This is a genomic window from Corticimicrobacter sp., assembly GCF_040137905.1.
Classification (GTDB): domain Bacteria; phylum Pseudomonadota; class Gammaproteobacteria; order Burkholderiales; family Burkholderiaceae_B; genus Corticimicrobacter.
Genome location: NZ_JBEFDG010000003.1, coordinates 29466 through 53969, shown reverse-complemented (window position 1 = coordinate 53969; position 24504 = coordinate 29466). Strand labels below are relative to the sequence as shown.

Annotated in this window: 21 protein-coding genes; 16 read left to right on the top strand and 5 right to left on the bottom strand. The window is 61.5% G+C overall.

Going from position 1 to position 24504, the window contains the following annotated elements; translation table 11 throughout:
* On the bottom strand, nucleotides 1-216 hold a 216-nt coding region (locus ABN482_RS00365), incomplete at its 3' end, for an ElaB/YgaM/YqjD family protein (RefSeq protein WP_349502123.1).
* A 182-nt stretch (nucleotides 217-398) separates the two neighbouring features.
* Here ABN482_RS00365 and cysG point away from each other — a divergent pair.
* Nucleotides 399-1832: a siroheme synthase CysG gene (gene cysG, locus ABN482_RS00360; protein ID WP_349502122.1), complete on the top strand. Its 1434-nt coding sequence runs from the start codon at nucleotides 399-401 to the stop codon at nucleotides 1830-1832.
* Between the two features lie 38 nt (nucleotides 1833-1870).
* The gene (locus ABN482_RS00355; protein WP_349502121.1) at nucleotides 1871-2662 is read left to right on the top strand and encodes a CPBP family intramembrane glutamic endopeptidase; all 792 of its coding nucleotides are present in this window, start codon (nucleotides 1871-1873) and stop codon (nucleotides 2660-2662) included.
* 3 nt (nucleotides 2663-2665) lie between these two features.
* Here the strand turns inward: ABN482_RS00355 and dacB are convergent, their stop codons facing one another.
* Nucleotides 2666-4114 carry a D-alanyl-D-alanine carboxypeptidase/D-alanyl-D-alanine endopeptidase gene (dacB, locus tag ABN482_RS00350; RefSeq protein WP_502877207.1) on the bottom strand — a complete coding sequence of 483 codons (1449 nt, stop codon included), beginning with the start codon at nucleotides 4112-4114 and terminating at the stop codon, nucleotides 2666-2668.
* A 33-nt stretch (nucleotides 4115-4147) separates the two neighbouring features.
* On the opposite strand from dacB, the gene queA reads away from it, so the two are divergent.
* The 8 genes from queA to ybeY all read left to right on the top strand — a co-directional run bounded on the left by queA (nucleotide 4148) and on the right by ybeY (nucleotide 12895).
* Nucleotides 4148-5263 carry a tRNA preQ1(34) S-adenosylmethionine ribosyltransferase-isomerase QueA gene (gene queA / locus ABN482_RS00345; RefSeq protein ID WP_502877206.1) on the top strand — a complete coding sequence of 372 codons (1116 nt, stop codon included), beginning with the start codon at nucleotides 4148-4150 and terminating at the stop codon, nucleotides 5261-5263.
* Nucleotides 5264-5316: 53 nt separating this feature from the next.
* Nucleotides 5317-6450 (top strand): tRNA guanosine(34) transglycosylase Tgt, encoded by a 1134-nt coding sequence (gene tgt, locus ABN482_RS00340; protein WP_109060363.1) that lies wholly within the window; start codon nucleotides 5317-5319, stop codon nucleotides 6448-6450.
* 47 nt (nucleotides 6451-6497) lie between these two features.
* On the top strand, nucleotides 6498-6842 hold the full coding sequence (gene yajC / locus ABN482_RS00335) for a preprotein translocase subunit YajC (protein WP_349502118.1): 345 nt from the start codon (nucleotides 6498-6500) through the stop codon (nucleotides 6840-6842).
* 12 nt (nucleotides 6843-6854) lie between these two features.
* Nucleotides 6855-8720, top strand: a complete 1866-nt coding sequence (gene secD / locus ABN482_RS00330; RefSeq protein ID WP_349502117.1) for a protein translocase subunit SecD — start codon at nucleotides 6855-6857, stop codon at nucleotides 8718-8720.
* Between the two features lie 39 nt (nucleotides 8721-8759).
* Entirely contained in the window at nucleotides 8760-9701 is a 942-nt protein-coding gene (gene secF / locus ABN482_RS00325; RefSeq protein WP_349502116.1) for a protein translocase subunit SecF, read from the top strand.
* A gap of 155 nt (nucleotides 9702-9856) precedes the next feature.
* A complete protein-coding gene (gene miaB / locus ABN482_RS00320) occupies nucleotides 9857-11311 on the top strand; it encodes a tRNA (N6-isopentenyl adenosine(37)-C2)-methylthiotransferase MiaB (protein ID WP_349502115.1) in 1455 nt (484 codons plus the stop codon).
* Nucleotides 11308-12378, top strand: a complete 1071-nt coding sequence (locus tag ABN482_RS00315) for a PhoH family protein (protein WP_349502114.1) — start codon at nucleotides 11308-11310, stop codon at nucleotides 12376-12378. Before miaB ends, ABN482_RS00315 begins: the two co-directional genes overlap by 4 nt.
* Nucleotides 12371-12895, top strand: a complete 525-nt coding sequence (ybeY, locus tag ABN482_RS00310; protein WP_502877205.1) for an rRNA maturation RNase YbeY — start codon at nucleotides 12371-12373, stop codon at nucleotides 12893-12895. Before ABN482_RS00315 ends, ybeY begins: the two co-directional genes overlap by 8 nt.
* Here the strand turns inward: ybeY and ABN482_RS00305 are convergent.
* The gene (locus tag ABN482_RS00305; protein ID WP_349502113.1) at nucleotides 12883-13827 is read right to left on the bottom strand and encodes an alpha/beta fold hydrolase; all 945 of its coding nucleotides are present in this window, start codon (nucleotides 13825-13827) and stop codon (nucleotides 12883-12885) included. The two genes, ybeY and ABN482_RS00305, sit on opposite strands and share 13 nt — an antisense overlap.
* A 141-nt stretch (nucleotides 13828-13968) precedes the next feature.
* On the opposite strand from ABN482_RS00305, the gene prfB reads away from it, so the two are divergent.
* The 3 genes from prfB (at nucleotide 13969) to lysS (ending at nucleotide 17468) form a co-directional block, all read left to right on the top strand.
* Nucleotides 13969-15073 (top strand): peptide chain release factor 2 gene (gene prfB / locus ABN482_RS00300; protein WP_349502112.1). Its coding sequence is split into 2 segments (ribosomal slippage): nucleotides 13969-14049 and nucleotides 14051-15073, totalling 1104 coding nucleotides; the frame shifts between segments, so codons are not numbered across the junction.
* Between the two features lies 1 nt (nucleotide 15074).
* The gene (locus ABN482_RS00295) at nucleotides 15075-15884 is read left to right on the top strand and encodes an SDR family NAD(P)-dependent oxidoreductase (protein WP_349502111.1); all 810 of its coding nucleotides are present in this window, start codon (nucleotides 15075-15077) and stop codon (nucleotides 15882-15884) included.
* Nucleotides 15885-15941: 57 nt separating this feature from the next.
* Nucleotides 15942-17468 carry a lysine--tRNA ligase gene (gene lysS / locus ABN482_RS00290; protein ID WP_349502110.1) on the top strand — a complete coding sequence of 509 codons (1527 nt, stop codon included), beginning with the start codon at nucleotides 15942-15944 and terminating at the stop codon, nucleotides 17466-17468.
* A 208-nt stretch (nucleotides 17469-17676) separates the two neighbouring features.
* Here the strand turns inward: lysS and tldD are convergent, their stop codons facing one another.
* Nucleotides 17677-19131 (bottom strand): metalloprotease TldD, encoded by a 1455-nt coding sequence (gene tldD, locus ABN482_RS00285; protein WP_502877204.1) that lies wholly within the window; start codon nucleotides 19129-19131, stop codon nucleotides 17677-17679.
* A 260-nt stretch (nucleotides 19132-19391) separates the two neighbouring features.
* Between tldD and ABN482_RS00280 the strand changes: the two genes are divergently transcribed.
* Nucleotides 19392-19778, top strand: a complete 387-nt coding sequence (locus tag ABN482_RS00280) for an H-NS histone family protein (RefSeq protein WP_349502108.1) — start codon at nucleotides 19392-19394, stop codon at nucleotides 19776-19778.
* A 12-nt stretch (nucleotides 19779-19790) separates the two neighbouring features.
* Here ABN482_RS00280 and ABN482_RS00275 read toward each other — a convergent pair whose 3' ends face one another.
* Complete coding sequence (locus ABN482_RS00275) at nucleotides 19791-20378, bottom strand: DUF4136 domain-containing protein (RefSeq protein ID WP_349502107.1); 588 nt, start codon at nucleotides 20376-20378, stop codon at nucleotides 19791-19793.
* Nucleotides 20379-20698: 320 nt separating this feature from the next.
* On the opposite strand from ABN482_RS00275, the gene pepN reads away from it, so the two are divergent.
* Together pepN and ABN482_RS00265 are read left to right on the top strand one after the other, a co-directional pair.
* Complete coding sequence (gene pepN / locus ABN482_RS00270) at nucleotides 20699-23470, top strand: aminopeptidase N (protein WP_349502106.1); 2772 nt, start codon at nucleotides 20699-20701, stop codon at nucleotides 23468-23470.
* A complete protein-coding gene (locus tag ABN482_RS00265; RefSeq protein ID WP_349502105.1) occupies nucleotides 23467-24474 on the top strand; it encodes a class 1 fructose-bisphosphatase in 1008 nt (335 codons plus the stop codon). Before pepN ends, ABN482_RS00265 begins: the two co-directional genes overlap by 4 nt.
* Nucleotides 24475-24504: the final 30 nt, after the last annotated feature.

The following is a 24504-nucleotide window of genomic DNA, read 5'->3' as shown; positions in this document are numbered from 1 at the left end:
GCCGCGGGCCAGCACTTCTTCCTGGGCATCCTGCAGCGTGAGCCGCGTGCTCTTGAGAGAATTGAGCGCCTTTTCGCGCAACTCAGAGGCCTTGTCTCCGGTGCTGGAAGCTGCCTCTTTCAGGAGCTTTTCGGCCTCATCGAGGCTGGTACGCACGCTTTCGATCAGGGTGTCCTTGGGATCCGTGGTTTCGGTTGCAGTCTTGCGAGTAGCCATGTTTATCTCCTGTGGATTGTGCCAATGAGAAGATTTCATCATAGCAGGCCAGGCCAAAATGTCTACTTCCAGCATATAAAGGTTAAGCATATTGCGAAAAGAAATAAAAAGTCCTGAAGCAGCGCACCAGATGACATAATCTCGGACTTTTCGCATCTGTCTTTTTCAGCCATATCGCCAGCATGAATCTGTATCCCGTTTTCCTAGATCTGAAAGACCGGGCCGTTCTGGTGGTCGGTGGTGGTGAAGTGGCAGAACGCAAGGCAGAAATGCTGCTTTCGGCGGGTGCCAGACTATCGATTGGTGCCCCAGACCTGACCCCCGTGCTGACAGCATGGCGTGACGAGGGGCGGATACGACATCTTGATGGCTCCTTCGCAGCCGACTGGCTGGATGATGCCTGGCTGGTGATTGCCGCCACCGACGACGGCGAACTGAACCAGCGCATCGCTACGCTCGGCGAGGCCCGCCGGATATGGGTCAATGTCGTGGACAACGCCGGTCTGTCCGGCTTTCAGGTACCTGCCGTGATTGACCGATCGCCCGTGCAGATCGCCATTTCCTCGGCCGGTATTGCCCCCATGCTGGCGCGCCGGTTGCGCGAACAGATCGAAACCCTGTTCGATCATTCTCTGGGTGCGCTGGCCCGACTGCTGCAACGTCATCGCAACGCCATCCGCCAGGCCTATCCGCAACTGGGCCCCCGCCGTACCTTCTACAGTTGGCTACTCGACAGCCCCATCGCCAGTCTGGTGCGCCAGTCTCGCCCGGAAGAGGCCGAGGCCGCATTGCAGCAAGCGCTGGCAGAACCCGATGCATTTGCTCCCAAAGGCAAGGTCAGTCTGGTGGGAGCAGGCCCCGGCGATCCAGGGTTGCTCACACTCAAGGCACTGCGTGCACTGAATGAAGCAGACGTGATTCTGTATGACCGGCTGGTCAGCACCGATATACTGGCCATGGCACGACGCGATGCACATCGCGTCGATGTCGGCAAGCATCCTGGCGAAAATCACCGGCAGACCCAGTTGCATATCCACGAACAGATGATCGAGTATGCACAACAGGGGCTGCACGTCGTCCGTCTCAAAGGTGGCGATGCCTTCATCTTTGGTCGTGGCGGCGAAGAACTGCAACACCTCAGGGCGCACGACATACCTTACTGCGTCATTCCGGGAATCACGGCTGCGCTGGCCTGTGCAGCCTACAGCGGGATTCCACTGACACACCGCGAGCATGCACAGTCGGTCCATCTGATCACGGCACACACCAAGGGCAGCACTGCCGAACCCGACTGGGCCGCCCTGTCGCGCTCCAGCCAGACGCTGGTGTTCTACATGGGCGTCAGCCAGCTCGACCTGATCCGGAGCAGGCTGCAAGACCATGGATACGATGCAACCACGCCCTGTGCCCTGATCGAACATGGCAGCATGCCTCACCAACGCACGCTGATCGGCACGCTGGATACCATGCCGGTGCTGGCCCGCCAGCACACTATCGTTGCACCAGCGCTTCTGATCGTTGGTGATGTGGCACAACTGGGTGAAGAACTGCACTGGTATGGTCAGTTGCTGGATAGCACCGCCACGCCTGCAGCACGCCCGCCGGAACAGGCCTGAGCCGGACACACGTCCCTGTTGGCACCCGGGCGATATCCATGGACAGAAGCGCCTGGCACCTGCTATTGATCATGGGACTGGCAGGCTATGGCCTGGCGCTGTTCTTCGGACACCTTGATGCGCTCGCCCTGCCCTGGCTTGGGCTGTTGCTGATGGCTGCCGTGGCCGTTCGCAAGAACGGCCGGCAAGACCTGCAGGTCGCAGGGCATCTCCTGTTCATTGCCGTGACCGTTGGCCTGGCCCTGCACCTGCTGCCAGGCTTCGGCAACGCCGCCATGTTGCAGCATGTCCGCAACGCTCCCGACACCGTCCCTTACTCGCTGTATCTCAACCTCGACAAGCCCCTGATCGGCCTCTGGCTGCTGCTGGCATGCCCGTGGATTGTCGGCCCATACTCATTGCGACAGGCCGCCGCATCAGTCCCTGCTGTCACCAGTATCACCCTTGTCGTGTGCCTGGGAGCGGCGTGGAGTGCGGGCTGGATAGACTGGGCCCCTGGACTGGGGCCGGCAGCGACACTCTGGATCGCCAGCAACCTGCTGCTGACCTGCCTGACCGAAGAGGCCCTGTTCAGAGGCTACATACAAGGCGGGCTGACCCGCATGGGGGATGTCGCCGCCCGCTGTGCCCTGCCCGCATCGGCCTTGCTGTTCGGACTGGCGCATGCCGCAGGCGGCTGGCCCTGGATACTGCTGGCAGGCGTAGCCGGGCTGGGCTATGGTATCGCCTACCGGCGTGGCGGACTGGCCGCCAGCGTGGCGGTACACTTTATCGTCAACCTGGTGCACTATGGGCTGTTCAGCTACCCCATGCTGGTACACCGAGGCTGATCATTACTGCCTGATCAGCCAGTCGATCAGTGAGTCCTCATAGGCGCGACCGGCAATGGCATTGTCGTGATTGATCATACTCACCACGATATAGCGCTTGCCACTGGCGCTGGTCACGTAGCCGGCAATGGCACGGACATCGCGCAATGAGCCCGTCTTGAGATGCGCCATGCCCTGTGTATCGCGATCCCGCAGGCGTCGGCGAACAGTTCCATCCAGCCCCAGGATCGCCATCGACGACACATACTCCGGCATGCGCGGCGACAGCCAGGCCGCTTCCAGCATGTGTCCCAGCGTGGTCGCAGAAACACTGGCCCGGCGCGCCAGGCCTGCACCATTATCGATATTGAGGCCCGCGACATCGATACCCTGCCGTGCCAGGACGTTGGCAGCAGTCTGGGCTGCCGTCGCAACCTGCGCGGGCCGTTGCCCGGATTCGGCACCCAGCGTCAGCAGCAGATTGCGCGCAGCCACGTTATTGCTGAACTTGTTGATCAGGCTGATCGCCTCGATCAGCGGGGGGGATTCGTGCGCTGCCAACAGCACCGCATCGACCGGCACCGTGCCGTTGCGAATCCGGCCGCGCAGCTCTCCACCCAGTTCGCGCCAGAGATAGCGCAGTACCTGCTCGGTCTGCTCCGGCTGGGATTGTGCCAGACGGTAGAAACTGAACTCACCGCATGAACCTGCCACCGTGCCGGCCAACCGGATGCGAACACCATCAGGCGTGATGACCGGGGTAGTCGACACCACCGGCGCACCGGGACAGCGCGCATCACTCCAGGTGACCTCGCCCTCGAAGCGTACGCCATTGAGCGGTGGATCCATGACCGGCGTCCATTTGCGTGCCACCGGGTCCGGCAGAAACAACAGCCGGGTGGCCCCAAACCCCACCATGAATGCATCCGGACTGGCGTTGTAGGCCCGATCGGCGGAGCCATCGAATGCGCCGGGATCGATCGACACCGCACCGAACACGCTGCGATCCACGACGATATCGCCAAGCTGCTTGACGCCGCGCAGGCGCAATTCGCGCAACAGATTCCAGAAATCCTGGAAACGCAGCATGGGATCGCCACTGGCCCGGATGTAGAGGGGGCCATTGAGACGCCCCTGGGCATCGGGCAGGGCTCCCGGATCGGCCAGCATCTCGGTGCGCCAGGTATAGCTGGGACCGAGTTCGGACAGCGCCGCCCAGGTCGTGACCAGCTTCATGACCGACGCCGGATTGCGGGGCGTATCGATGCTGATCTGCCACAATGGCGGCTGGCCGATTTCCTGCACATACAGCGACCTGGCCGCTTCCGGCAACCCCGACTTGGCCCAGGCCTGGTTGACGCTGTCGGGCAGCGCCTGCGCCCACGCGCCGGCTGTCGCCATGCAGAACAGCGCGCCGGCCGCCAGCGCACAAAACGACCGGACTGCGCCGGACCTGCTAGCCTTACGATACATACCCATCCACCGCTTCCGTCCGGTTTTGCGATAATGCTGCCTTTCCGCGCTGCAACTGCAGGCGCGGATCCCACACTCAACCCGCATTCAGCCAGTCACGTGACCGCCGATTTCCAACTTTCGGATTTTAACTACGATCTGCCCGCCGAGCTGATCGCCCAGACCCCAGCGGCCAGCCGTCGCGGCAGCCGCCTCCTGCACCTGGATGCAGAAAGCCGGCTGCATGACCGGCAATTCGTCAACCTGCCCAACCTGCTGCGCAGCGGCGACCTGCTGGTCTTCAACAATACGCGCGTAATCAAGGCACGCCTGCTCGGCCACAAGGCCTCGGGCGGCAAGGTCGAAGTGCTGGTCGAGCGCATTCTCGACGGGTTCCGCGCATTGTGTCATGTCCGTGCCAGCAAATCACCGGGCCCCGGCATGTCGTTACATCTTGCCGAGGCATTCGATGCCGAAGTCATCGGCCGCCAGGGAGAGCTCTTCGAGCTGCAGTTTCCGGAAGATCCCCTGACGTTGCTTGAGCAGCATGGAGCCTTGCCCTTGCCGCCCTACATCACGCATGCGGCCGATGAGGTCGATGACCAGCGCTACCAGACCGTCTATGCCGCACAGCCCGGCGCAGTCGCCGCACCGACTGCCGGGCTGCACTTCGACGAAGCCATGCTGGCCCAGCTCGACCACCAGGGCATCGCCCGGGCATTCGTGACGCTGCACGTCGGTGCCGGGACGTTCCAGCCCGTTCGCGTCGACAACCTGCGCGATCATGTCATGCATGCCGAGCGCTTCGTCGTACCGGCCGAGGTACTCGCGCAATGCGCCCGCACCCGGGCGGCAGGCGGACGCGTCATCGCCGTCGGCACCACCAGCGTGCGGGCCCTGGAGGCAGCGGCCGCCCAGGCGGCAGAGGATGCCGCCGGCGCGACCCGGCAGGGCGACACCCGACTGTTCATCACACCGGGCTACCGCTTCCGCGCCGTCGATGCCCTGATCACCAACTTCCACCTGCCACAGTCCACCCTGCTGATGCTGGTTTCGGCCCTGGCCGGCATGAAGCCGATCCGTCGTGCCTATGCGCATGCCGTGGCCGCGCGCTACCGCTTTTTCAGCTACGGTGATGCCATGTTCATCGAACCGCCCGCCAGCGTCTGAAAGACATGCTGCCATACGATTCCGCACTGGAACACAACTCACGATATCGCCACATGACCGGACTGAACTTTACCCTGGAAGCCACTGATGGCAAGGCCCGCCGCGGCCGCATGACGCTCAACCACGGCGTGGTCGAGACGCCCATTTTCATGCCTGTCGGCACCTATGGCAGCGTCAAGGCCATGCTGCCGCACGAACTGCACGAGATCGGTGCCCAGATCGTGCTGGGCAATACCTTTCACCTCTGGCTGCGTCCCGGCACCGAAGTCATGGACAAGCACGGCGGGCTGCATGGATTCATGCAATGGAACAAGCCCCTGCTGACCGACTCGGGCGGCTTCCAGGTCTTCAGCCTGCAGGGGATGCGCAAGATCACGGAAGAAGGTGTCCGTTTTGCCTCGCCCATCGATGGTGCCCGGCTGTTCCTGACACCGGAAGAATCCATGCGCATCCAGCGTTCGCTGAACTCGGACATTGCCATGGTGTTCGACGAATGCACTCCCTACAAGATCAAGGATCGCCCCGCCACGCTCGACGAAGCAGCCCAGTCGATGCGCATGTCGCTGCGCTGGGCCCGCCGTTCGCGCGACGAATTCGACCGCCTCGAGAACCCCAATGCCCTGTTCGGGATTGTCCAGGGCGGCATGTACGAGACACTGCGCGATGAGTCCCTGGCCGGCCTGACCGACATCGGTTTCCACGGCTATGCCATCGGCGGCCTGTCGGTGGGCGAACCCAAGGAAGATATGCTGCGCATCCTCGCGCACACTACGCCGCGCCTGCCGGCCGACCGGCCACGCTACCTGATGGGTGTAGGCACGCCGGAAGACCTGGTCGATGGCGTGGCCAGCGGCGTCGACATGTTCGACTGCGTGATGCCCAGCCGCAACGCCCGCAATGGCTGGCTGTTCACCCGTTTTGGCGATGTCAAGATCCGCAATGCCCGCTATCGCGACGACACCCAGCCGCTGGATGAAAGCTGCAGTTGCCATACCTGCAGCCATTTCAGCCGGGCCTACCTGCACCATCTGCAACGTGCCAACGAAATCACCGGGGCACGGCTCAACACGCTGCACAATCTGCACTTCTACCTGACCATCATGCGCGAAATGCGCGAGGCCATTTCTGCAGGTACATTCGAGGCCTGGCGCAAACAATTTGCCGCCGACCGCGCACGCGGCGTCTGAACCGCTACAATTACCGGTTATCAAAATTTCACAACCAAGGAGCACACATGATTACTCCCGACACTCTCGGCCTGGTCCTGGCCCAGGCCGCCCCGGCCGAAGGCAACGCGCTGATCGGCATGCTGCCGATCATCCTGATGTTCGTGATCCTCTATTTCCTGATGATCCGTCCGCAGATGAAGCGCCAGAAAGAACAGCGCAACATGATCGCAGCCCTGGGCAAGGGTGACGAAGTCGTCACCGCTGGCGGCATCGTCGGCAAGATCACCAAGGTGGGCGACGCCTATCTGACCATCGATATCGCCGAGCACACCGACAAGCCCGTCGAAATCCTGGTCCAGAAGAGTGCTGTCGGCACGCTGCTGCCCAAGGGAACCATCAAAACGCTGTAAGGTCATACCACGATGAACCGCTACCCGATCTGGAAATACCTCACCGTCGTTGTGGCGGTTGTCATCGGTCTGCTCTACACCCTCCCCAACCTGTATGGCGAATCGCCTGCCGTTCAGGTGTCGAGCGCGAAAAGCGTCGTCCGCATCGACGGCGCCATGCTCGAACGCGTGCTCGCCACGCTGGATCAGGCCGGTATCGAACATACCGGCGGACAATTCGAGCAAAACGGCCCCGTGGGTACTGTCCGCGTCCGTTTTGCCAACACCGACCTGCAATTGCAGGCGCGTGACCTGATCGAACGTACCCTCAATCCGAATCCGTCCGATCCGTCCTATACCGTGGCGCTGAACCTGCTGTCGGCTTCGCCCGCATGGCTCAGTGCCATCGGTGCCCATCCCATGTACCTGGGTCTGGATCTGCGCGGCGGCGTGCACTTCCTGCTGCAGGTCGACATGCAGGACGCCATGCTCAAGCGCTACGAGCGCCTGGCCACCGATGCCCGCACCATTCTGCGTGATGCCCGCATCGAAGTGACCGGCGTCGAACGCGCCGGCGACAGCATCATCGCTACATTCCCGTCTGCCGAGGCACGCGACCTTGGCCTGGCCAAGCTGCGCACTGACCTGGCTGACCTGCAATTCACCGAAATTGACGGCAGCAACCCGCAACTGCGTGGCATCCTGACGCCCGCTACCCTGCGGGCCACCCAGGACAATGCCCTGCGCCAGAACATCACCACCCTGCACAACCGGATCAATGAATTGGGCGTTTCCGAGCCCGTGATCCAGCAACAGGGAGCCGACCGCATCGTGGTCCAGTTGCCCGGTGTACAGGACGTGGCCCGCGCCAAGGAAATTCTCGGCCGTACCGCCACCCTCGAGATCCGCCTGGTCGACGACAGCCCCAGCGCCCAGAGCGCACTGGCCTCGGGCCGCGTGCCATTTGGTCTGGAACGCTACGACGACCGTGATGGACGCCCATTGCTGGTACGCCGCCAGATCATCCTGACCGGCGAAAACCTGCAGGATGCCCAGCCTGGCCGCGACTCACAGACCCAGCAGGCTGCTGTTCACCTCACGCTCGACGCCAACGGTTCGCGCATTTTCCGCGACGTGACCCGCGACAACGTCAACAAGCGCATGGCCATCCTGCTGTTCGAAAAGGGCAAGGGCGAAGTCGTGACCGCCCCGGTCATTCGTGGCGAGATCCCCGGTGGCCGCGTGCAGATCTCCGGCAGCATGACCGCCGAAGAAGCCGCCGATGTAGCGCTGCTGCTGCGTGCCGGCTCGCTGGCTGCACCGATGGAAATCATCGAGGAACGCACCATCGGCCCGAGCCTGGGGGCCGACAACATTGCCCAGGGCTTCAATGCCACGCTGTACGGCTTCATCGCCATTGCCATTTTCCTGATCCTTTACTATGCATTGTTCGGGATTTTCTCGACCCTTGGTCTGGCGCTCAATGTCCTGCTGCTGCTCGCACTGCTGTCCCTGCTGCAAGCTACCTTGACCCTGCCCGGGATTGCCGCACTGGCGCTGGCCCTGGGGATGGCAATTGACTCCAACGTGCTGATCAACGAACGGATCCGCGAAGAACTGCGTGGCGGAGCCTCTCCGCAACAGGCCATCAACCTTGGCTTCGAAAGGGCCTGGGGCACGATTCTCGACTCCAACCTCACGACCCTGATCGTCGGCGTTGCGCTGCTGGCGTTCGGTTCGGGCCCCATCCGCGGATTCGCCGTCGTACACGTGCTTGGGGTGCTGACCTCGATGTTCTCGGCCATCGTTGCCGTGCGTGCACTCGTCAACCTCTGGTATGGCAGCCGCAAGAAGCTGCAGAAGATCTCGATCGGCCAGGTCTGGAAACCCAAGGACTGACGCCGGCCCTGCCGACCGAACACATTACGAGCCAATACCATGGAACTGTTTCGCATACATCGCACCATCCCGTTCATGCGTCATGCGCTGATCCTGAACCTGATCAGCCTGATTACCTTTGTCGCCGCCGTGGTTTTCATCGTGCTGCGTGGCTTCAATCTGTCGATCGAATTCACCGGCGGCACGATCATGGAGGTCAACTACCCCCAGACGGCCCAGCTTGATCAGGTGCGTTCGGCGGTATCCAGCCTGGGCTACACCGATTTCCAGGTGCAGAACTTCGGTACCTCGCGCGACGTCATGATCCGACTGCCGCTGGGCGAGGGGCAGACCACCGCGACCCAGAGCGAGAAGGTTATGGATGCCCTGCGCACGATCGACAATGGCGTCGAGCTGCGCCGCGTCGAATTCGTCGGCCCTCAGGTCGGTCAGGAACTGGTCTACAACGGCCTGCTGGCGCTGCTGTTCGTGGCCGTCGGCATCATGGTCTACCTCGGTTTCCGCTTCGAATGGAAATTCGCGGTAGCGGGTGTCGTGGCCAACCTTCACGACGTGGTCATCATCCTGGGCTTCTTCGCCTTCTTCCAGTGGGAGTTCTCACTGGCCGTACTGGCTGGCGTGCTGGCCGTGCTGGGTTACTCGGTCAACGAATCCGTGGTCATCATGGACCGGATCCGCGAAAACTTCCGCAAGCAACGCAAGATGGAAGTCTCCGAAGTGATCGACAGCTCGATCACCCAGACGATCTCGCGTACCATCATCACCCACGGCTCGACCCAGATGGTCGTGCTGTCGATCTTCTTCTTCGGCGGCCCGACACTGCACTATTTCGCGATGGCCCTGACCATCGGCATCTGGTTCGGTATCTATTCCTCGGTCTTCGTTGCAGCGGCCATTGCCATGTGGCTGGGCGTGACACGCGAGGATCTGGTCAAGCCGGTCAAGAAAGACGAAGACCCTGCAGCTGAACTGATGAACTGAACAAGGCTGCGCCGAGCCTCGCGCGCAGCCCCGGACGAAGGGCCATCCGGCCTTTTCGCCCATCCACCGGACGCCTCGCCTTGCGGGATGCGTCCGGCACTTTTTTGAACCACACGATCCCCGCCCCCGGGATATTCACCCGCTACGGCACTGCCATGAAAGAAACTGCCCTCCGTCGCGCCGGCATCACGCCCGCTCCAGCCCCCACCCAGGCCGATCCGCTGTCAGCGCTGGCCATCCCCGAGCCGTCAGACGGCTCGCCACGACCGGCACGCAAGCTCTACATCCGTACCTTCGGCTGCCAGATGAACGAGTATGACTCGGACAAGATGGCCGACGTCCTGCATGCCGACCAGGGTCTGGAACTGACCCAGACGCCAGAAGATGCCGACATCATCCTGTTCAATACCTGTTCGGTGCGCGAAAAGGCCCAGGAGAAAGTCTTCTCCGACCTGGGCCGTGTGCGCGACCTGAAGCGCAAGAATCCGGAGCTCATCATCGGCGTGGGCGGCTGTGTCGCCAGCCAGGAAGGCGAGGCTATCGTCAAGCGAGCACCTTATGTCGATGTAGTGTTCGGCCCCCAGACCCTGCACCGCCTGCCCGAACTGATCGCACGTCGCCGCGAGCAAGGACGTTCGCAGGTAGACATCAGTTTTCCCGAAATCGAGAAATTCGATGCCATGCCGCCTCCGCGTGTCGAAGGCCCATCGGCGTTCGTCTCGATCATGGAGGGATGCAGCAAGTATTGCAGCTTCTGTGTGGTGCCCTACACGCGCGGGGCCGAAGTGTCGCGTCCGTTCGATGATGTGCTGCTCGAGGTCGCCGATCTGGCCGACCAGGGTGTGCGCGAGGTCACGCTGCTGGGGCAGAACGTCAACGCCTATCGCGGCAGCATGGGCGACAGCGGCGAGATCGCCGATTTCGCCATGCTGCTCGAATACCTCCACGAAATTCCCGGGCTGGAACGGATTCGCTACACCACGTCCCACCCCAAGGAAATGACGCCGCGGCTGATCGCTGCCTACGGCAAGCTGCCCAAGCTGGTATCGTTTCTGCACCTGCCTGTACAGGCAGGCAGCGACCGCATCCTGGCAGCCATGAAGCGCGGCTACACCACGCTCGAATTCAAATCCATCGTCCGCAAGCTGCATGCCGTGCGCCCCGACCTGTCGCTGTCATCTGACTTCATTGTGGGGTTCCCCGGAGAAACCGAGGATGATTTCGAGAAAACCATGAAACTGATCGAAGACGTCGGCTTCGACCAGTCTTTCTCGTTTGTCTACTCGCGCCGTCCTGGCACGCCGGCGGCGGATCTGGTCGATGACACGCCGCAGGACGTCAAGCTCAAGCGGTTGCAACGGCTGCAGGCCCACATCAACGAATATGCCCTGGGCATCAGCCAATCCATGGTTGGCAGCGTACAGCGTGTATTGGTCGAAGGGCCATCGCGTCGTGATCCGAATGAACTGACAGGCAAGACCGAGAACAACCGCTCGGTCAATTTCCCTGCCCCGCAGCGTCTGATCGGCCAGATGGTCGATATCGATATTACCGCCGTCACCACCAACACCCTGCGCGGACGTGTCCGCCTGGAGGAAGAGCACGCATGAATACATCCTCCCGCCATGCCGGTGGCTCCCGCCTGCCCGTCGTGATCCTGCTCGATGGTGACAATCAACAGTTGTCCAATCTCTGTGGCCCACTGGATGAAAACCTGCGCCAGCTGGCTGACGGCTGGGGCGTGCGCCTGAGCCGACGCGGCAGCCGCATTACCCTTGATGGCGAGCGCGCCGCACAGGCCGGCCAGGCCGTGCGCGTCTTTCACGAACGCGCAGTGCACGGCCCCCTGTCGGTCGACGACATCCAGTTGGGACTGGTCGAAATGGGTGCCGGACGACCTCAGGACAGCATACCCGAGCCCGCAGGCAATGACAGTGCGCCTGACACAGCCGGCAGCAGCATAGCCATGGACAGCCCCATCGTGCTGCGTACCCGCAAGAGCGACCTGCGACCCCGCACACCACGCCAGCGCGAATATCTGCAGAACATCCTGGATCACGACATCACCTTTGGCGTAGGCCCTGCCGGCACGGGCAAGACATGGCTCGCCGTGGCCTGCGCCATTGATGCGCTGGAACGTGAAAGCGTACACCGGCTGATCCTGACCCGGCCAGCCGTCGAGGCAGGCGAGCGGCTGGGCTTCCTGCCGGGCGATCTGGCGCAGAAAGTCGACCCTTATCTGCGCCCACTCTACGATGCTCTGTACGATCTGATGGGCATCGAAAAAGTGCAGCGACTGTTTGAGAAACAGACCATCGAAATCGCACCGCTGGCATACATGCGCGGCCGCACGCTCAACCATGCGTTCGTAATTCTGGACGAGGCCCAGAACACCACGCCGGAGCAGATGAAAATGTTCCTGACCCGGATCGGCTTCGGCAGCAAGGCCGTCATTACCGGCGACCCCTCGCAGATCGATCTGCCCAAGGGCCAGCAGAGCGGTCTGGCACATGCGGCCCGCGTGCTGGCCAACGTGCAGGGAATCGCCACCACGACCTTCACCAGCCAGGATGTGGTTCGCCATCCGCTGGTAGCACGCATCGTCGATGCCTATGATCAGGCCGAACAACAAACGCTGCGCGACAACCGGCAGGAAGGCAGACAGCGTCATGACTGATCGTCGCCCTTCGGCAAGTGCCCACGGCACGGCACAGCCTGCCGATACCGCACCGGCCCTGCATTTTTCCGTGCAATATGGCATGCCCGAAACACGCTTGCCGCGCGGGAGGCTGCGCCGCTGGGCCGAGGCAGCCCTGCGCGACCTGCACCACCACGATCTGCTGCCGGCCAATGAAGTCGTGCTGACTCTGCGGCTGGTCGATGCCGAGGAAGGCCAGGCCCTGAATCGCGACTACCGCCAGCGAGACTACGCAACCAATGTGCTCACCTTCGAGTATGGCATCGATCCCGATGGTGTTGCAGCCGGCGATATCGTGCTGTGCGTACCGGTCCTGGACCGTGAAGCGGTCGAACAGGGCAAGCCGTGGCAGCACCATGCAGCACACCTGACCATACACGGAGTGCTGCATGCGCTGGGCTTCGACCACATCGAACCCGATGAGGCCGAGGCCATGGAAGCGATCGAAACCCGCATCCTGGCAGGCATGGGCATCGCCGACCCTTACACAGCCTGAGCCAGGAAATCCTCCAGCACGGCCAGTTGCTCTGCCTGCATGAACGTGGGCGCATGGCCCACGCCTTCGAACTCTGCCAGTTGCGCACGATCCTGCCGCTCCAGCATTTCATAGGCAGTGCGCCGTGCGAACAGGTCTGACTCGTTACCCCGGCAGATCAGCACCGGACATTCGAGCGACGCATATGCCTGCCACAGGATCTGCTCGCCCATGGCCAGTGCAGCACCATCAAGGTTGACAGCCAGCGCAATGCCCGGATCATAGTGCTTGACCCAGCCTGCCGCCGTCTGCACAAAGACATGGCGCGTCAATTCCTGCCATTGCGCCTCGCTGTGCGGTCCGAATGACGCCGACACCTGACGGACATACGCCACGGCCAGCTCGAAAGAGGGAAACACCAGCGGCTGCGCCAGGTATTCGGTGATCCGTGCCAGGGCACCGGCCTCCAGATGCGGCCCGACATCATTGAGCGTCATGCTGGCAAAGCGTAGTTGGCCCAGTTCAGCAGACATGGGAGACCACGCCCCATTGGGTTCCGGCCGGACCAATCGGGCCTGCGAGGCACGCGCGCCCGCCAGCCCCAGGCCGATCAGCCCCCCCATGGAGGTACCTACCCAATGGAGTTCGCGCGGCTGGATACGGGCCAGCAAAGTCAGCATATCTCCAACATATTGCGGAACCGTATAAAATGATGCGTTCGCCAGCCAGTCCGAGCGCCCGCGCCCGACCACATCGGGACACACCACGCGGTAGCGCTGCGCCAGTCGGCGAGCCAGGGTATCGAAATCCCGGCCGGTGCGGGTCAGGCCGTGTGCGCACAGCAGGACACGATCATTGTCGGGTGCCCCCCACTCCCAGTAGGCCATGCGATGCAGCCCGCCGGGGCTGGAACACAGAACCGCCTGCAGCCGGGGTTCGGTCGTGTCGGACATGAGTGGACTCCCTGTAAATACACCGTCGTGCGGACATGCCGCCCACCCGACGCGTTAAAATCGAATTCGAATCCCATTCGCACAATATTAGCGTGAACCAGTACGGCATGTACCGGGATCGCGCGCCACAGGATAATTTTGATGGAAGCAGAACGCCAGAACCAGATCGAATCCCGCCTCAACGACTACGCCGAGCGGGCGGGCATTCTTCGGAGGTATCTTTGACTACGATGCCAAGTCTGAACGCCTGGATGTAGTCAACGCCGAACTCGAGGATCCCAACGTCTGGAACGATCCCAAGCACGCCCAGGACCTGGGCCGCGAGAAAAAGGCCCTCGAAGATATCGTGCTGACCCTGACCACCCTGGGCCAGGGCATTACCGATAGTCTCGAACTCTTCGACATGGCCAAGGCCGACAGCGACGATGCCACGCTCGAAGCCATCGAGCAGGATGCCGAGGGCTATCGTGAACTGCTCGAGGGGCTGGAGTTCCGCCGCATGTTCAACAACCCGGCCGATCCGCTCAACTGCTTCCTGGACATCCAGGCCGGCGCTGGCGGCACAGAGGCCCAGGACTGGGCTTCCATGCTGCTGCGCCAGTACCTCAAGTACGCCGAGCGCAAGGGTTTCGCAGCGCAGATCCTGGAAGAGTCCGAAGGCGATATCGCCGGCATCAAGTCGGCCACGATCAAGATCGAGGGCGACCATGCCTTCGGCTTTCTGCGTACCGAAACCGGCGTGCATCGCCTGGTGCGCAAGAGCCCGTTCGACTCGTCTGGCGGGCGCCACACCTCGTTCGCCAGCGTCTTCGTCTATCCCGAGATCGACGACTCGTTCGAAATCGAGATCAATCCGGCCGACCTGCGCATCGATACCTACCGTGCCAGCGGTGCGGGCGGCCAGCACATCAACAAGACCGATTCGGCCGTCCGGATCACGCACACGCCCAGCGGCATCGTGGTGCAGTGCCAGAACGACCGCTCACAGCATCGCAACCGCGCCGAAGCCATGCAAATGCTGAAATCCCGCCTGTACGAGCAGGAAATGCGCAACCGCATGGCCGAGCAGCAGAAATTGGAAGACAGCAAGACCGATGTGGGCTGGGGCCACCAGATCCGTTCCTACGTACTCGACCAGAGCCGCATCAAGGATCTGCGTACCAACGTCGAAATCTCCAACACTCAGAAAGTCCTGGATGGCGATCTCGACCCCTTCATCCAGGCCAGCCTGAAGCAGGGTGTCTGAGATGCGCCCGACCGACACGGCACAAACAGCCTCCGGACAACATTGCGACACACTGGCCGTGGTCACGGGCACATCGCGTGGCCTGGGCGCAGCCCTGGCGCACCAGTTGCTGGGACCAGCCGCCTGTGTCATCGCCATTGCCCGCCAGGAAAGCCCTGCCCTGGCTGCGCAGGCCCGCGGCACAGGTGCCCGGTTGCACCAGTTGACCGGCGACCTCTCCGATCCCGCGCAACTCCAGCGGCTCTGCGATGAAATGATCGCAGCCCTGCCGGCCAGGGCCGAGCGGATGCTGCTGATCAACAATGCCGGCACGGTCGCCCCCATCGTGGCGGCCGAGGCCTTGCAGGCAGAAGCGATCCACCTGGCCAGCCAGGCCATGCAGCTCAATATCGTCGCGCCCATGGCGCTGACGGCCGCCTTCCTGCAAGCCAGCACCGGACGCAGCCAGGATCGCTGCGTGCTCAACATTTCATCGGGTGCCGGACGCAACCCCATGGCGGGCTGGGCCACCTACTGCACCACCAAGGCAGCGCTCGACATGTACACCCGTGTCCTCAAGCAGGAGCAGGCGGCATTGGGCGTACAGGGCGCGCGTGTCGTGGCGCTGGCACCCGGCGTGGTCGATACCGGCATGCAGGGCGAGATCCGCGCAGCCGATCCGGCCGCCTTTCCTGCGCTGGGGCGTTTCCAGGCGCTGCACGCCGATGGCCAGCTCAGTGCTCCCGAGCATGTCGCCAGACGCATCCTGGCCTATCTGGCGCGTGCCGATTTCGGCCAGACCGAAATCGACGACATCCGCAACTACGACTGAGCCGCATGGCCTGCAGGCTATTTTTCTTTTGCACTCTTACGCATTCCTTCGAATACCATGACCCAAGCTGCCTCCCCTTCCGATAGCATTGCCCTGGACGAGAACCGCCTGATCGCCGAACGCCGCGCCAAACTGGGCAAACTGCGCGAAGCCGGCAATCCCTATCCCAACGATTTCGTCCCGGCCGATCACGCCGCCGACCTGCACGCCCGCTACGACGAAGTCGAAGCGGAAACCCTTGAAGCGCAGCAGACACCGGCCCGCGTTGCCGGCCGCATGATGCTCAAGCGCATCATGGGCAAGGCCAGCTTCGCCACCTTGCAGGATGGCAGCGGTCGCATCCAGATCTACCTGGATCGCAATGCGCTGGGTGAGGAATCCTATGCCGCATTCAAGCAATGGGATATCGGCGATATCCTGGGCATCGAAGGTACAGTCTTCAAGACCAAGAAAGGCGAATTGTCGATCCACGCCAGCGCCATCCGCCTGCTGAGCAAGTCGCTACGTCCCCTGCCCGACAAGTTTCACGGTGTAGCCGACCAGGAGCTGCGCTATCGACAACGCTATGTCGACCTGGTCATGACCGATGCCACGCGCCAAACATTCCGCGCACGCAGCAATGCCATCAGCAGCATTCGCCGTCACATGATCGACCATGGCTTCCTTGAGGTCGAGACCCCCATGCTGCACCCCATCCCTGGCGGAGCGGCTGCCAAGCCATTTATCACACACCACAATGCGCTGGACATGGAAATGTTCCTGCGCATTGCGCCCGAGCTGTATCTGAAGCGACTGATCGTCGGGGGCTTTGAGCGGGTCTTCGAAGTCAATCGCAACTTCCGCAACGAAGGCGTCAGCCCCCGGCACAATCCTGAATTCACCATGATGGAGTTCTACGCCGCGTACGCAGACTATCGTTGGCTGATGGATTTCACCGAATCCCTGATCCGCCAGGCAGCCATCGACGCCTCCGGCACCGCCACACTGACCTACCAGGAGCGCACGCTGGATCTTTCCCTGCCGTTCGATCGCCTGACTATCGTCGAGGCGATTCTCAAGTACGAGCCGTCCTTCACGGCGGCCCAGCTCGACGACGAAGCCTTCCTGCGCACCGAACTCAAGAAGCGTGGCGCAGACGTCAACGGCCCGCAACTGGCCCGCGCCGGCAAGGGTGCGCTGCAACTGGCCCTGTTCGAAGAAACGGCAGAATCGCAACTGTGGCACCCGACGTTCATCATCGACTATCCGGTCGAAGTCTCGCCACTGGCACGTGCCTCGGACACGCAGCCGGGCATTACGGAGCGTTTCGAACTGTTCATCACAGGTCGCGAGATCGCCAACGGCTTCTCGGAGCTGAATGACCCCGAAGACCAGGCAGAGCGGTTCCGCAAGCAGGTCGAGGCCAAGGATGCCGGCGATGAAGAAGCCATGTATTTCGATGCCGACTATATCCGTGCACTGGAATACGGCATGCCACCGACTGGCGGCTGCGGTATCGGCATTGATCGCCTGGTTATGCTGCTGACCGACAGTCCCAGTATCCGCGACGTGATCCTGTTTCCGCATCTGCGCCGCGAAGACTGAAAATAGTACGAGTACTAAAAATATCCAAAAAAATCCCCTGTTCACTGATCGATGAGCAGGGGATTTCTCATTTATGCAAATACCTTTGCACAATCCGAATATTCAAACAAACGATGTAATGATTAACGCAACCTTGCGTTCAGTTAATAAGAACAGCGATTTATTTCACAAAATAAAAATATCAGATCACAGCGATCGAATAATCCGATCAGGCATTTGTCCCTCCCACCGTCAGGCCCTCCATGCGTACGGTCGGCATGCCGACTCCCACCGGTACGCTCTGCCCCTCCTTGCCGCAGGTCCCCACTCCCGAATCAAGCTGCATATCATGCCCAATCATGCTGATCCGGTTCATCGCATCCGGTCCGTTGCCAATCAAGGTCGCTCCTTTGACCGGATAGGTAATCCGGCCATTTTCGATGCGATAGGCCTCCGAGGCTGAAAACACGAACTTGCCACTGGTGATATCCACCTGTCCGCCACCGAAATTGACGGCATAAAGGCCATCACGCACGGAGGCGATGATTTCAGCCGGGTCATGCTGTCCGGCCAGCATATAGGTATTGGTCATGCGCGGCATCGGCAGGTGTGCAAACGACTCGCGCCGGCCATTGCCTGTCGGTGCCGTTTTCATGAGACGCGCATTGAGGCTGTCCTGCATGTAGCCCTTGAGGATGCCATCCTCGATAAGGACCGTGCGCTGCGTGGCATGGCCTTCGTCATCGATATTGAGCGAGCCACGCCGGCCCTCGAGCGTGCCATCATCGACCACCGTGACGCCAGGCGATGCCACCCGCTGACCGATCTGGCCGGAAAATATACTGGACCCCTTGCGATTGAAATCACCCTCAAGGCCGTGCCCGACAGCCTCGTGCAGCAGGATGCCCGGCCAGCCCGAGCCGAGCACGACGGTCATTTCGCCAGCCGGTGCCGGACGTGCCTCGAGATTGACCCCCGCCTCGTGGACGGCCCGCTCCACGTAGCCACGCAGGATGTCATCGGTGAAATATGCAAGGTCGGTACGTCCACCGCCACCTGCAGTACCGATTTCACGACGCCCCTGAGACTCCAGGATAACCGTCAGGGACAGGCGCACAAGCGGTCGCACATCAGCCGCCAGACGTCCATCGCTGCCTGCCACCATGATCACATCGTACTCTGCCCCCAGGCTGGCCATGACCTGAATGACACGTGGATCGCTCTGTCGTGCCATGCGCTCGACCCGCTCCAGCAAGGCAACCTTGTCGGGTGCCGGCAAGGATGCCAAGGGATCAAGGGCGGGATACAGGACACGTTGAACGGCGTTGTCATCTGCCGGCGCAATTCGTACCCTGCCATGGCCCCTGCCCCCGATCCCCTTGACCGCCCTGGCAGCCGACAGCAGCGCTTCGGGGTCCAGCGTTTCCGAATAGGCAAATGCCGTGCGATCGCCGCTGAGGGCTCGTACCCCGACACCCTGGTCAATGGCAAAGCTGCCCGTTTTGACGATACCCTCTTCCAGGCTCCAGCTCTCGCTGCGCGTATATTGAAAATACAGATCTGCATAATCGACCCGGCGGGTGAAGATTTCCGCCAAGGCACGAGCCATATCGTTTTCGGAAAGCCCCCAGGGATCCAGCAACAGGGACTTGGCAATAGTCAGGGAATTTTCAGCAATATTCATTCGTCGCAAATTGGCAGAGTAAGGATGTTGTATCGGATTTCAGCAGGAAAACAGGCAATCGAGCTTACAGACAAGCTCTATTGCGCACTGCTCCTGCCATAATTTTTTTCAATTTATCGGATTTTAGCGAATACTAAACCGCATATTTATACGTATATAATCTAGCTTCCGTCATGCTGGCGGAATACCATAACAATCTACGCTGAAATCAAGGGCATTTCGCCCCCACCTCCCAGGCAAGTATTAAGGAAAATTAAAAAATGGCTCGAAGCGACTACGCAGTTCAGCAGGCCCGTATTGAACGGGAAATCCAGAAACTGCAGAAACAGGCCGACGTGCTCCTGCAGAAACAACGCAAGCCGATCGTCCAATCAATTATCCGTACCATTTCCGAATACGGCATTACCCAGGAAGAACTGGCCCCCGCATTCGAAAAAGCGGCCCGCCGCAGCGCAGTCAAGAGCGCCGACAGCACCAGCACCAGCGCCAAAAAGACGGCAGCTCCCCGCGTCAAGCGCACCGTCGAGCCCAAGTACCGCCATCCTGAAACCGGCGACACCTGGACTGGCCGCGGCAAGGCACCGCGCTGGATCACCGCTGCCGAAGCAGAAGGCAAGCAGCGCGACAGCTTCCTGATCCAGAAATAATTCTACTCTGTGTCACCTGGGTTCCCGGTATTCAATGGTTCTGACCTGGCCATTGTTACCGGGAAAACCGTCAAATACCGCACTCACCATATACGGCATCACACTGGCCAGAGCTTCGTCCTGGGACCAGATCACCGCCGTCGATCGATAGACCTCTTCATCTGCATGTGAACGGTCGCGAATGCTGACCGTCAGGTAGTTGCGCTGTGCAATCACCTCTACCGGCACCCAGTCAGGGCCATAGCCCCACGGGCCGTATCCCCAGCCCCAGTAGCGGGGGCCATAGAAACCACCATATAAAAATGGGTCAGGCATCGGCTGACGTACCGTACGCGGCTGGCTTTCCGCACCGTAATCAAGCGCCACCACGAAACGTCCCGGCACATCACGGGCCTCGACCAGCCCCGTCGCACCGATCGCCGCCCGCACCATATCCTGATAGGCCTGGACCTCCAGGCCGTTGCCCTCACCAGTTGCAAACTGCCAGGTCTGTCCCTCCACCCCGGATGGCCATTGTTCAAACGTCGTGACACGGGCCGACAGCGTCGAGGCACATCCGGCCAGGGCCAGTGCACCTGCCACCAGCAGCAGACTGCGCATGGGGCCAAACCACCGATTGATCCATTCCATCATTCACGCTCCATCCAAAAGGGAAAGTCCAGCAAGACCGGACTTTGCGGCGATCATGCCACAACTGTCCACAGGACATTGCCACACCATGTGCATAAGACCGCCATGGTCACGGAAAGTTTCCTGTTCAGCCAGTCCCGTCCTGCGCCAAACCACTACAATATCGCAGGCTCGAGGAACGGCTATCATTCTGCCTTCGCAACGAGATCAATCCGATTCCCCCGGCGATAGCATCCGGAATTTCACCCGCACCGGCATCACGCCGGCCCTACTGTACTGGCAGGATAACCATGCAGACCGATTCAGCCGTCACGATCCATCGCAGCGATTACCGCCCCTACCCGTTCCGTATCGAAACCGTCCAGTTGGCATTCGATCTCGATCCTTCCGGCACACGCATCCGCAGTACGCTGCGCCTGCAGCGCGTACCGGGCACACCAGCCAACACCCTGCTGGTCCTGGATGGCGAGGATATCGAACTGCTGGGCCTTGAACTCGACGGCCAGCCCCTGGAAGCAGCCCGCTATCGACTCAACGAGCGCACGCTGTCGATCGCCGGCCTGCCGGATAGCTGCACACTGACCATCGACAGCCGGTGTCGTCCCGACGCCAACACCAAGCTCATGGGGCTGTATGTGTCGGGTGAATCCCTGTTCACGCAATGCGAAGCCGAAGGCTTCCGTCGCATGACATGGTTCCCCGACCGTCCGGATGTCATGTCACGTTACCAAGTCACCTTGCGGGCTGACAAAAACACCTACCCGGTACTGCTGTCCAATGGCAATCTGGTGGGCAGTACCGATCTGATCGACGGCCGCCATGAAACCGTCTGGGAAGACCCCTTCCCCAAGCCCAGCTACCTTTTTGCCCTGGTTGCAGGGCGCTTCGCCTGCCGCCAGAAAACGACCAGCACCGCCTCAGGACGGGAAGTACTGTTGCAGGTCTACAGCGATCCTGGTTCCGAGGCGCAGACCGAATGGGCGCTGGACTCTCTCGAGCGCGCCCTGCGCTGGGATGAGCAACGCTTTGGGCTGGAACTCGACCTGGATCGCTTCATGGTGGTCGCCACACGCGATTTCAACATGGGGGCCATGGAAAACAAGGGCCTCAACATTTTCAATGCAGCCTATGTCCTGGCACATCCCGAGTCGGCCACGGATGCCAACTACGAAGCCATCGAATCGGTCATCGGCCACGAATACTTCCACAACTGGACCGGCAACCGTGTCACCTGCCGCGACTGGTTCCAGCTCAGCCTGAAGGAAGGCCTGACCGTTTTCCGCGACCAGGAATTCACGGCCGACATGATGGCCGAGGCGCTGCAACGTCGCGAGGAAGATGCTGCTGCCGGCTCGTCTGCTGCACTGGCCCAGTTGCGCGCCGCACAGGTCAGCGCACGCGCAGTCAAGCGCATCGACGATGTCATTGCCCTGCGCGCCGCACAGTTTCCCGAAGACGCCGGCCCGATGGCACACCCCATCCGCCCCGAAAGCTACCAGGAAATCGGCAACTTCTACACGGCCACCGTCTATGAAAAAGGGGCCGAGGTCATCCGCATGCAGCATCGGCTGCTGGGCGAGGCGGGTTTCCGGCAAGGCATGGATGATTACTTCGCCCGCTTCGACGGCCAGGCCGTCACCTGCGATGACTTCGTCGACACCATGGAAGCCGTCTACGCCCGCCAGCATCCTGGCCTGGATTTTTCGGTTTTCCGACGCTGGTATGCCCAGGCCGGGACGCCGCGCGTCAAGGTCACCCTGACGCATGACAGTTCCTCGCAACGTTGCACCATTACCCTGCAACAGCACTGCAACAAGGTCGGTCTCGAAACGCAACGCGGTGCAGATTACGTCAAGCGTCCCTTCCACATCCCGTTCGCCCTGGGCCTGCTGGCTCCTGATGGCACCCCGCTGCCGCTGACCCTGAATGGCAAGCAGTCCGACACCGTGCTGCTCGAACTGCGTGAGGAGCAGGCGCAATGGCATTTCGACGGTATCGCGCAACGCCCCGTCCCCTCGCTGCTGCGCGATTTCTCGGCACCCGTTATCGTGGAATACAACTGGACCGACGAAGATCTTGCCCTGCTCTCCGAACACGATCCGGATGCCTTTGCACGCTGGGAAGCCGGCCAGGAACTGGCGGCGCGTGAGATTCTGCGCCATGCCCGCGACATGGACCTGGACGAGCCGGTCACGCTGAGTGCATCGCTGGTTCGCGTCTGGGCCACACTGCTGCACACCCCGACACTGGATCCGGCCTATCGTGCCCGCGCACTGGCCCTGCCGCTCGAAAAAACCCTGCTCGAGCGCATGCGTCCCATGCACCCAGGCCGGCTGGCAGCGGCCCGGCTGGCCGTGCGCGCCGAACTCGGCCGCCAGTTGGGTAGCCTGTGGCTGCAGACCTATCACGAAAACATGACGCCCGGCACTTATTCGCCCGATCCCCTGTCGGCAGGACGGCGTTCCCTCAAGAACCTGGCGCTGAGCTACCTCTGCGCCCCCCGCAAGCAGGATGGACTGAGCCTGGCCCAACAGCAGTTCCAGAAGGCCGGCAACATGACAGACTCGCTGGCCGCCCTGGCGTGCCTGGTCAATGATGCGGATACCATCATCGCCCAGAATGCACTGGGAGACTTCTATACCCGCTGGCACCACGACCCGCTGGTGGTCGACAAATGGTTCGCCGTACAGGCCGCCAGTTGCAACAGCACAGTCGCCCTGGTACGCAAGCTGACCCAGCACCCGGCGTTCACGCTGCTGACCCCCAACCGGGTACGGGCACTGGTCTTCCAGTTCTGCATGAACAACGCACTCAACTTCCATCTCGAAGATGGTGCCGGCTATGCCTTCTGGGCCGAGCAGATGCTGCTGCTGGACCCGGTCAATCCCGAAATTGCCGCTCGCCTGGCGCGCGTGTTCGATCGCTGGTCGCTACACGCCCCGGAACTGCGCGAGAAGATGCTGGCCGCCCTCGAGCTGATCGCCGCCGAGCCAACGCTCTCGCGCAACACGTCGGAAATCATCCAAAAATCCCTGAATCTCGGCGCACTGGAGGCCAAATGAAGTACAAGACCCTGACCCATTATCTGGTCGAGCAACAGCGCGAGCACCAGTCCATCGATCCCGAACTGCGTCTGCTGCTGGAAATTGTGGCCCGCGCCTGCAAGTCCATCGGCCACGCTGTCGGCAAAGGTGCGCTGGAGGGCGTGCTCGGCAGTCTGGGCAGCGAAAATGTACAGGGCGAGATCCAGAAAAAGCTTGATGTGCTGTCCAACGACATCCTGCTCGAAGCCAATGAGTGGGGCGGCCACCTGGCGGGTATGGCGTCGGAAGAGATGACCACCATCCACCGCATTCCCAATCGCTATCCCAAGGGCGAATACCTGCTGCTGTTCGATCCGCTCGATGGCTCCTCGAACATTGATGTCAACGTCTCGATCGGTACGATTTTTTCGGTTCTGAAGGCCCCGGCCGGAGCCGGGGGACGCGATATCGAAGAAGCCGATTTCCTGCAGCCCGGCAGCCGCCAGGTTGCCGCCGGCTATGCCATCTACGGCCCACAGACCATGCTGGTGCTCACCACGGGCAATGGCGTGGCCAGCTTCACGCTGGATCGGGAAATGGGTGCCTGGTGCCTGACGGGCGAAAACATCCGCATCCCGGAAGACACCAAGGAATTTGCCATCAACATGTCCAACATGCGCCACTGGGCTCCCGAGATGCGCAGCTACATCGAGGACTGCCTGGCTGGCCAGGACGGGCCGCTCGGCAAGAACTACAACATGCGCTGGATCGCCTCGATGGTGTCGGACGTGCATCGCATCATGAATCGCGGCGGCGTCTTCATGTACCCCTGGGATGCCCGTGAACCCGAGAAGGCCGGCAAGCTGCGCCTGATGTACGAAGCCAATCCGATGAGCATGCTGATCGAGCAGGCCGGCGGTGCTTCCATCAACGGTACGCAACGCATCCTGGACATCCAGCCCGAGGCACTGCACCAGCGCGTCAGCGTGATGCTGGGCTCGAAGAACGAAATTGCCCGCATCGCCGAATACCACCAGCAGTAAAAAAACGGGGCGTGGCCAATAGCGGCACGC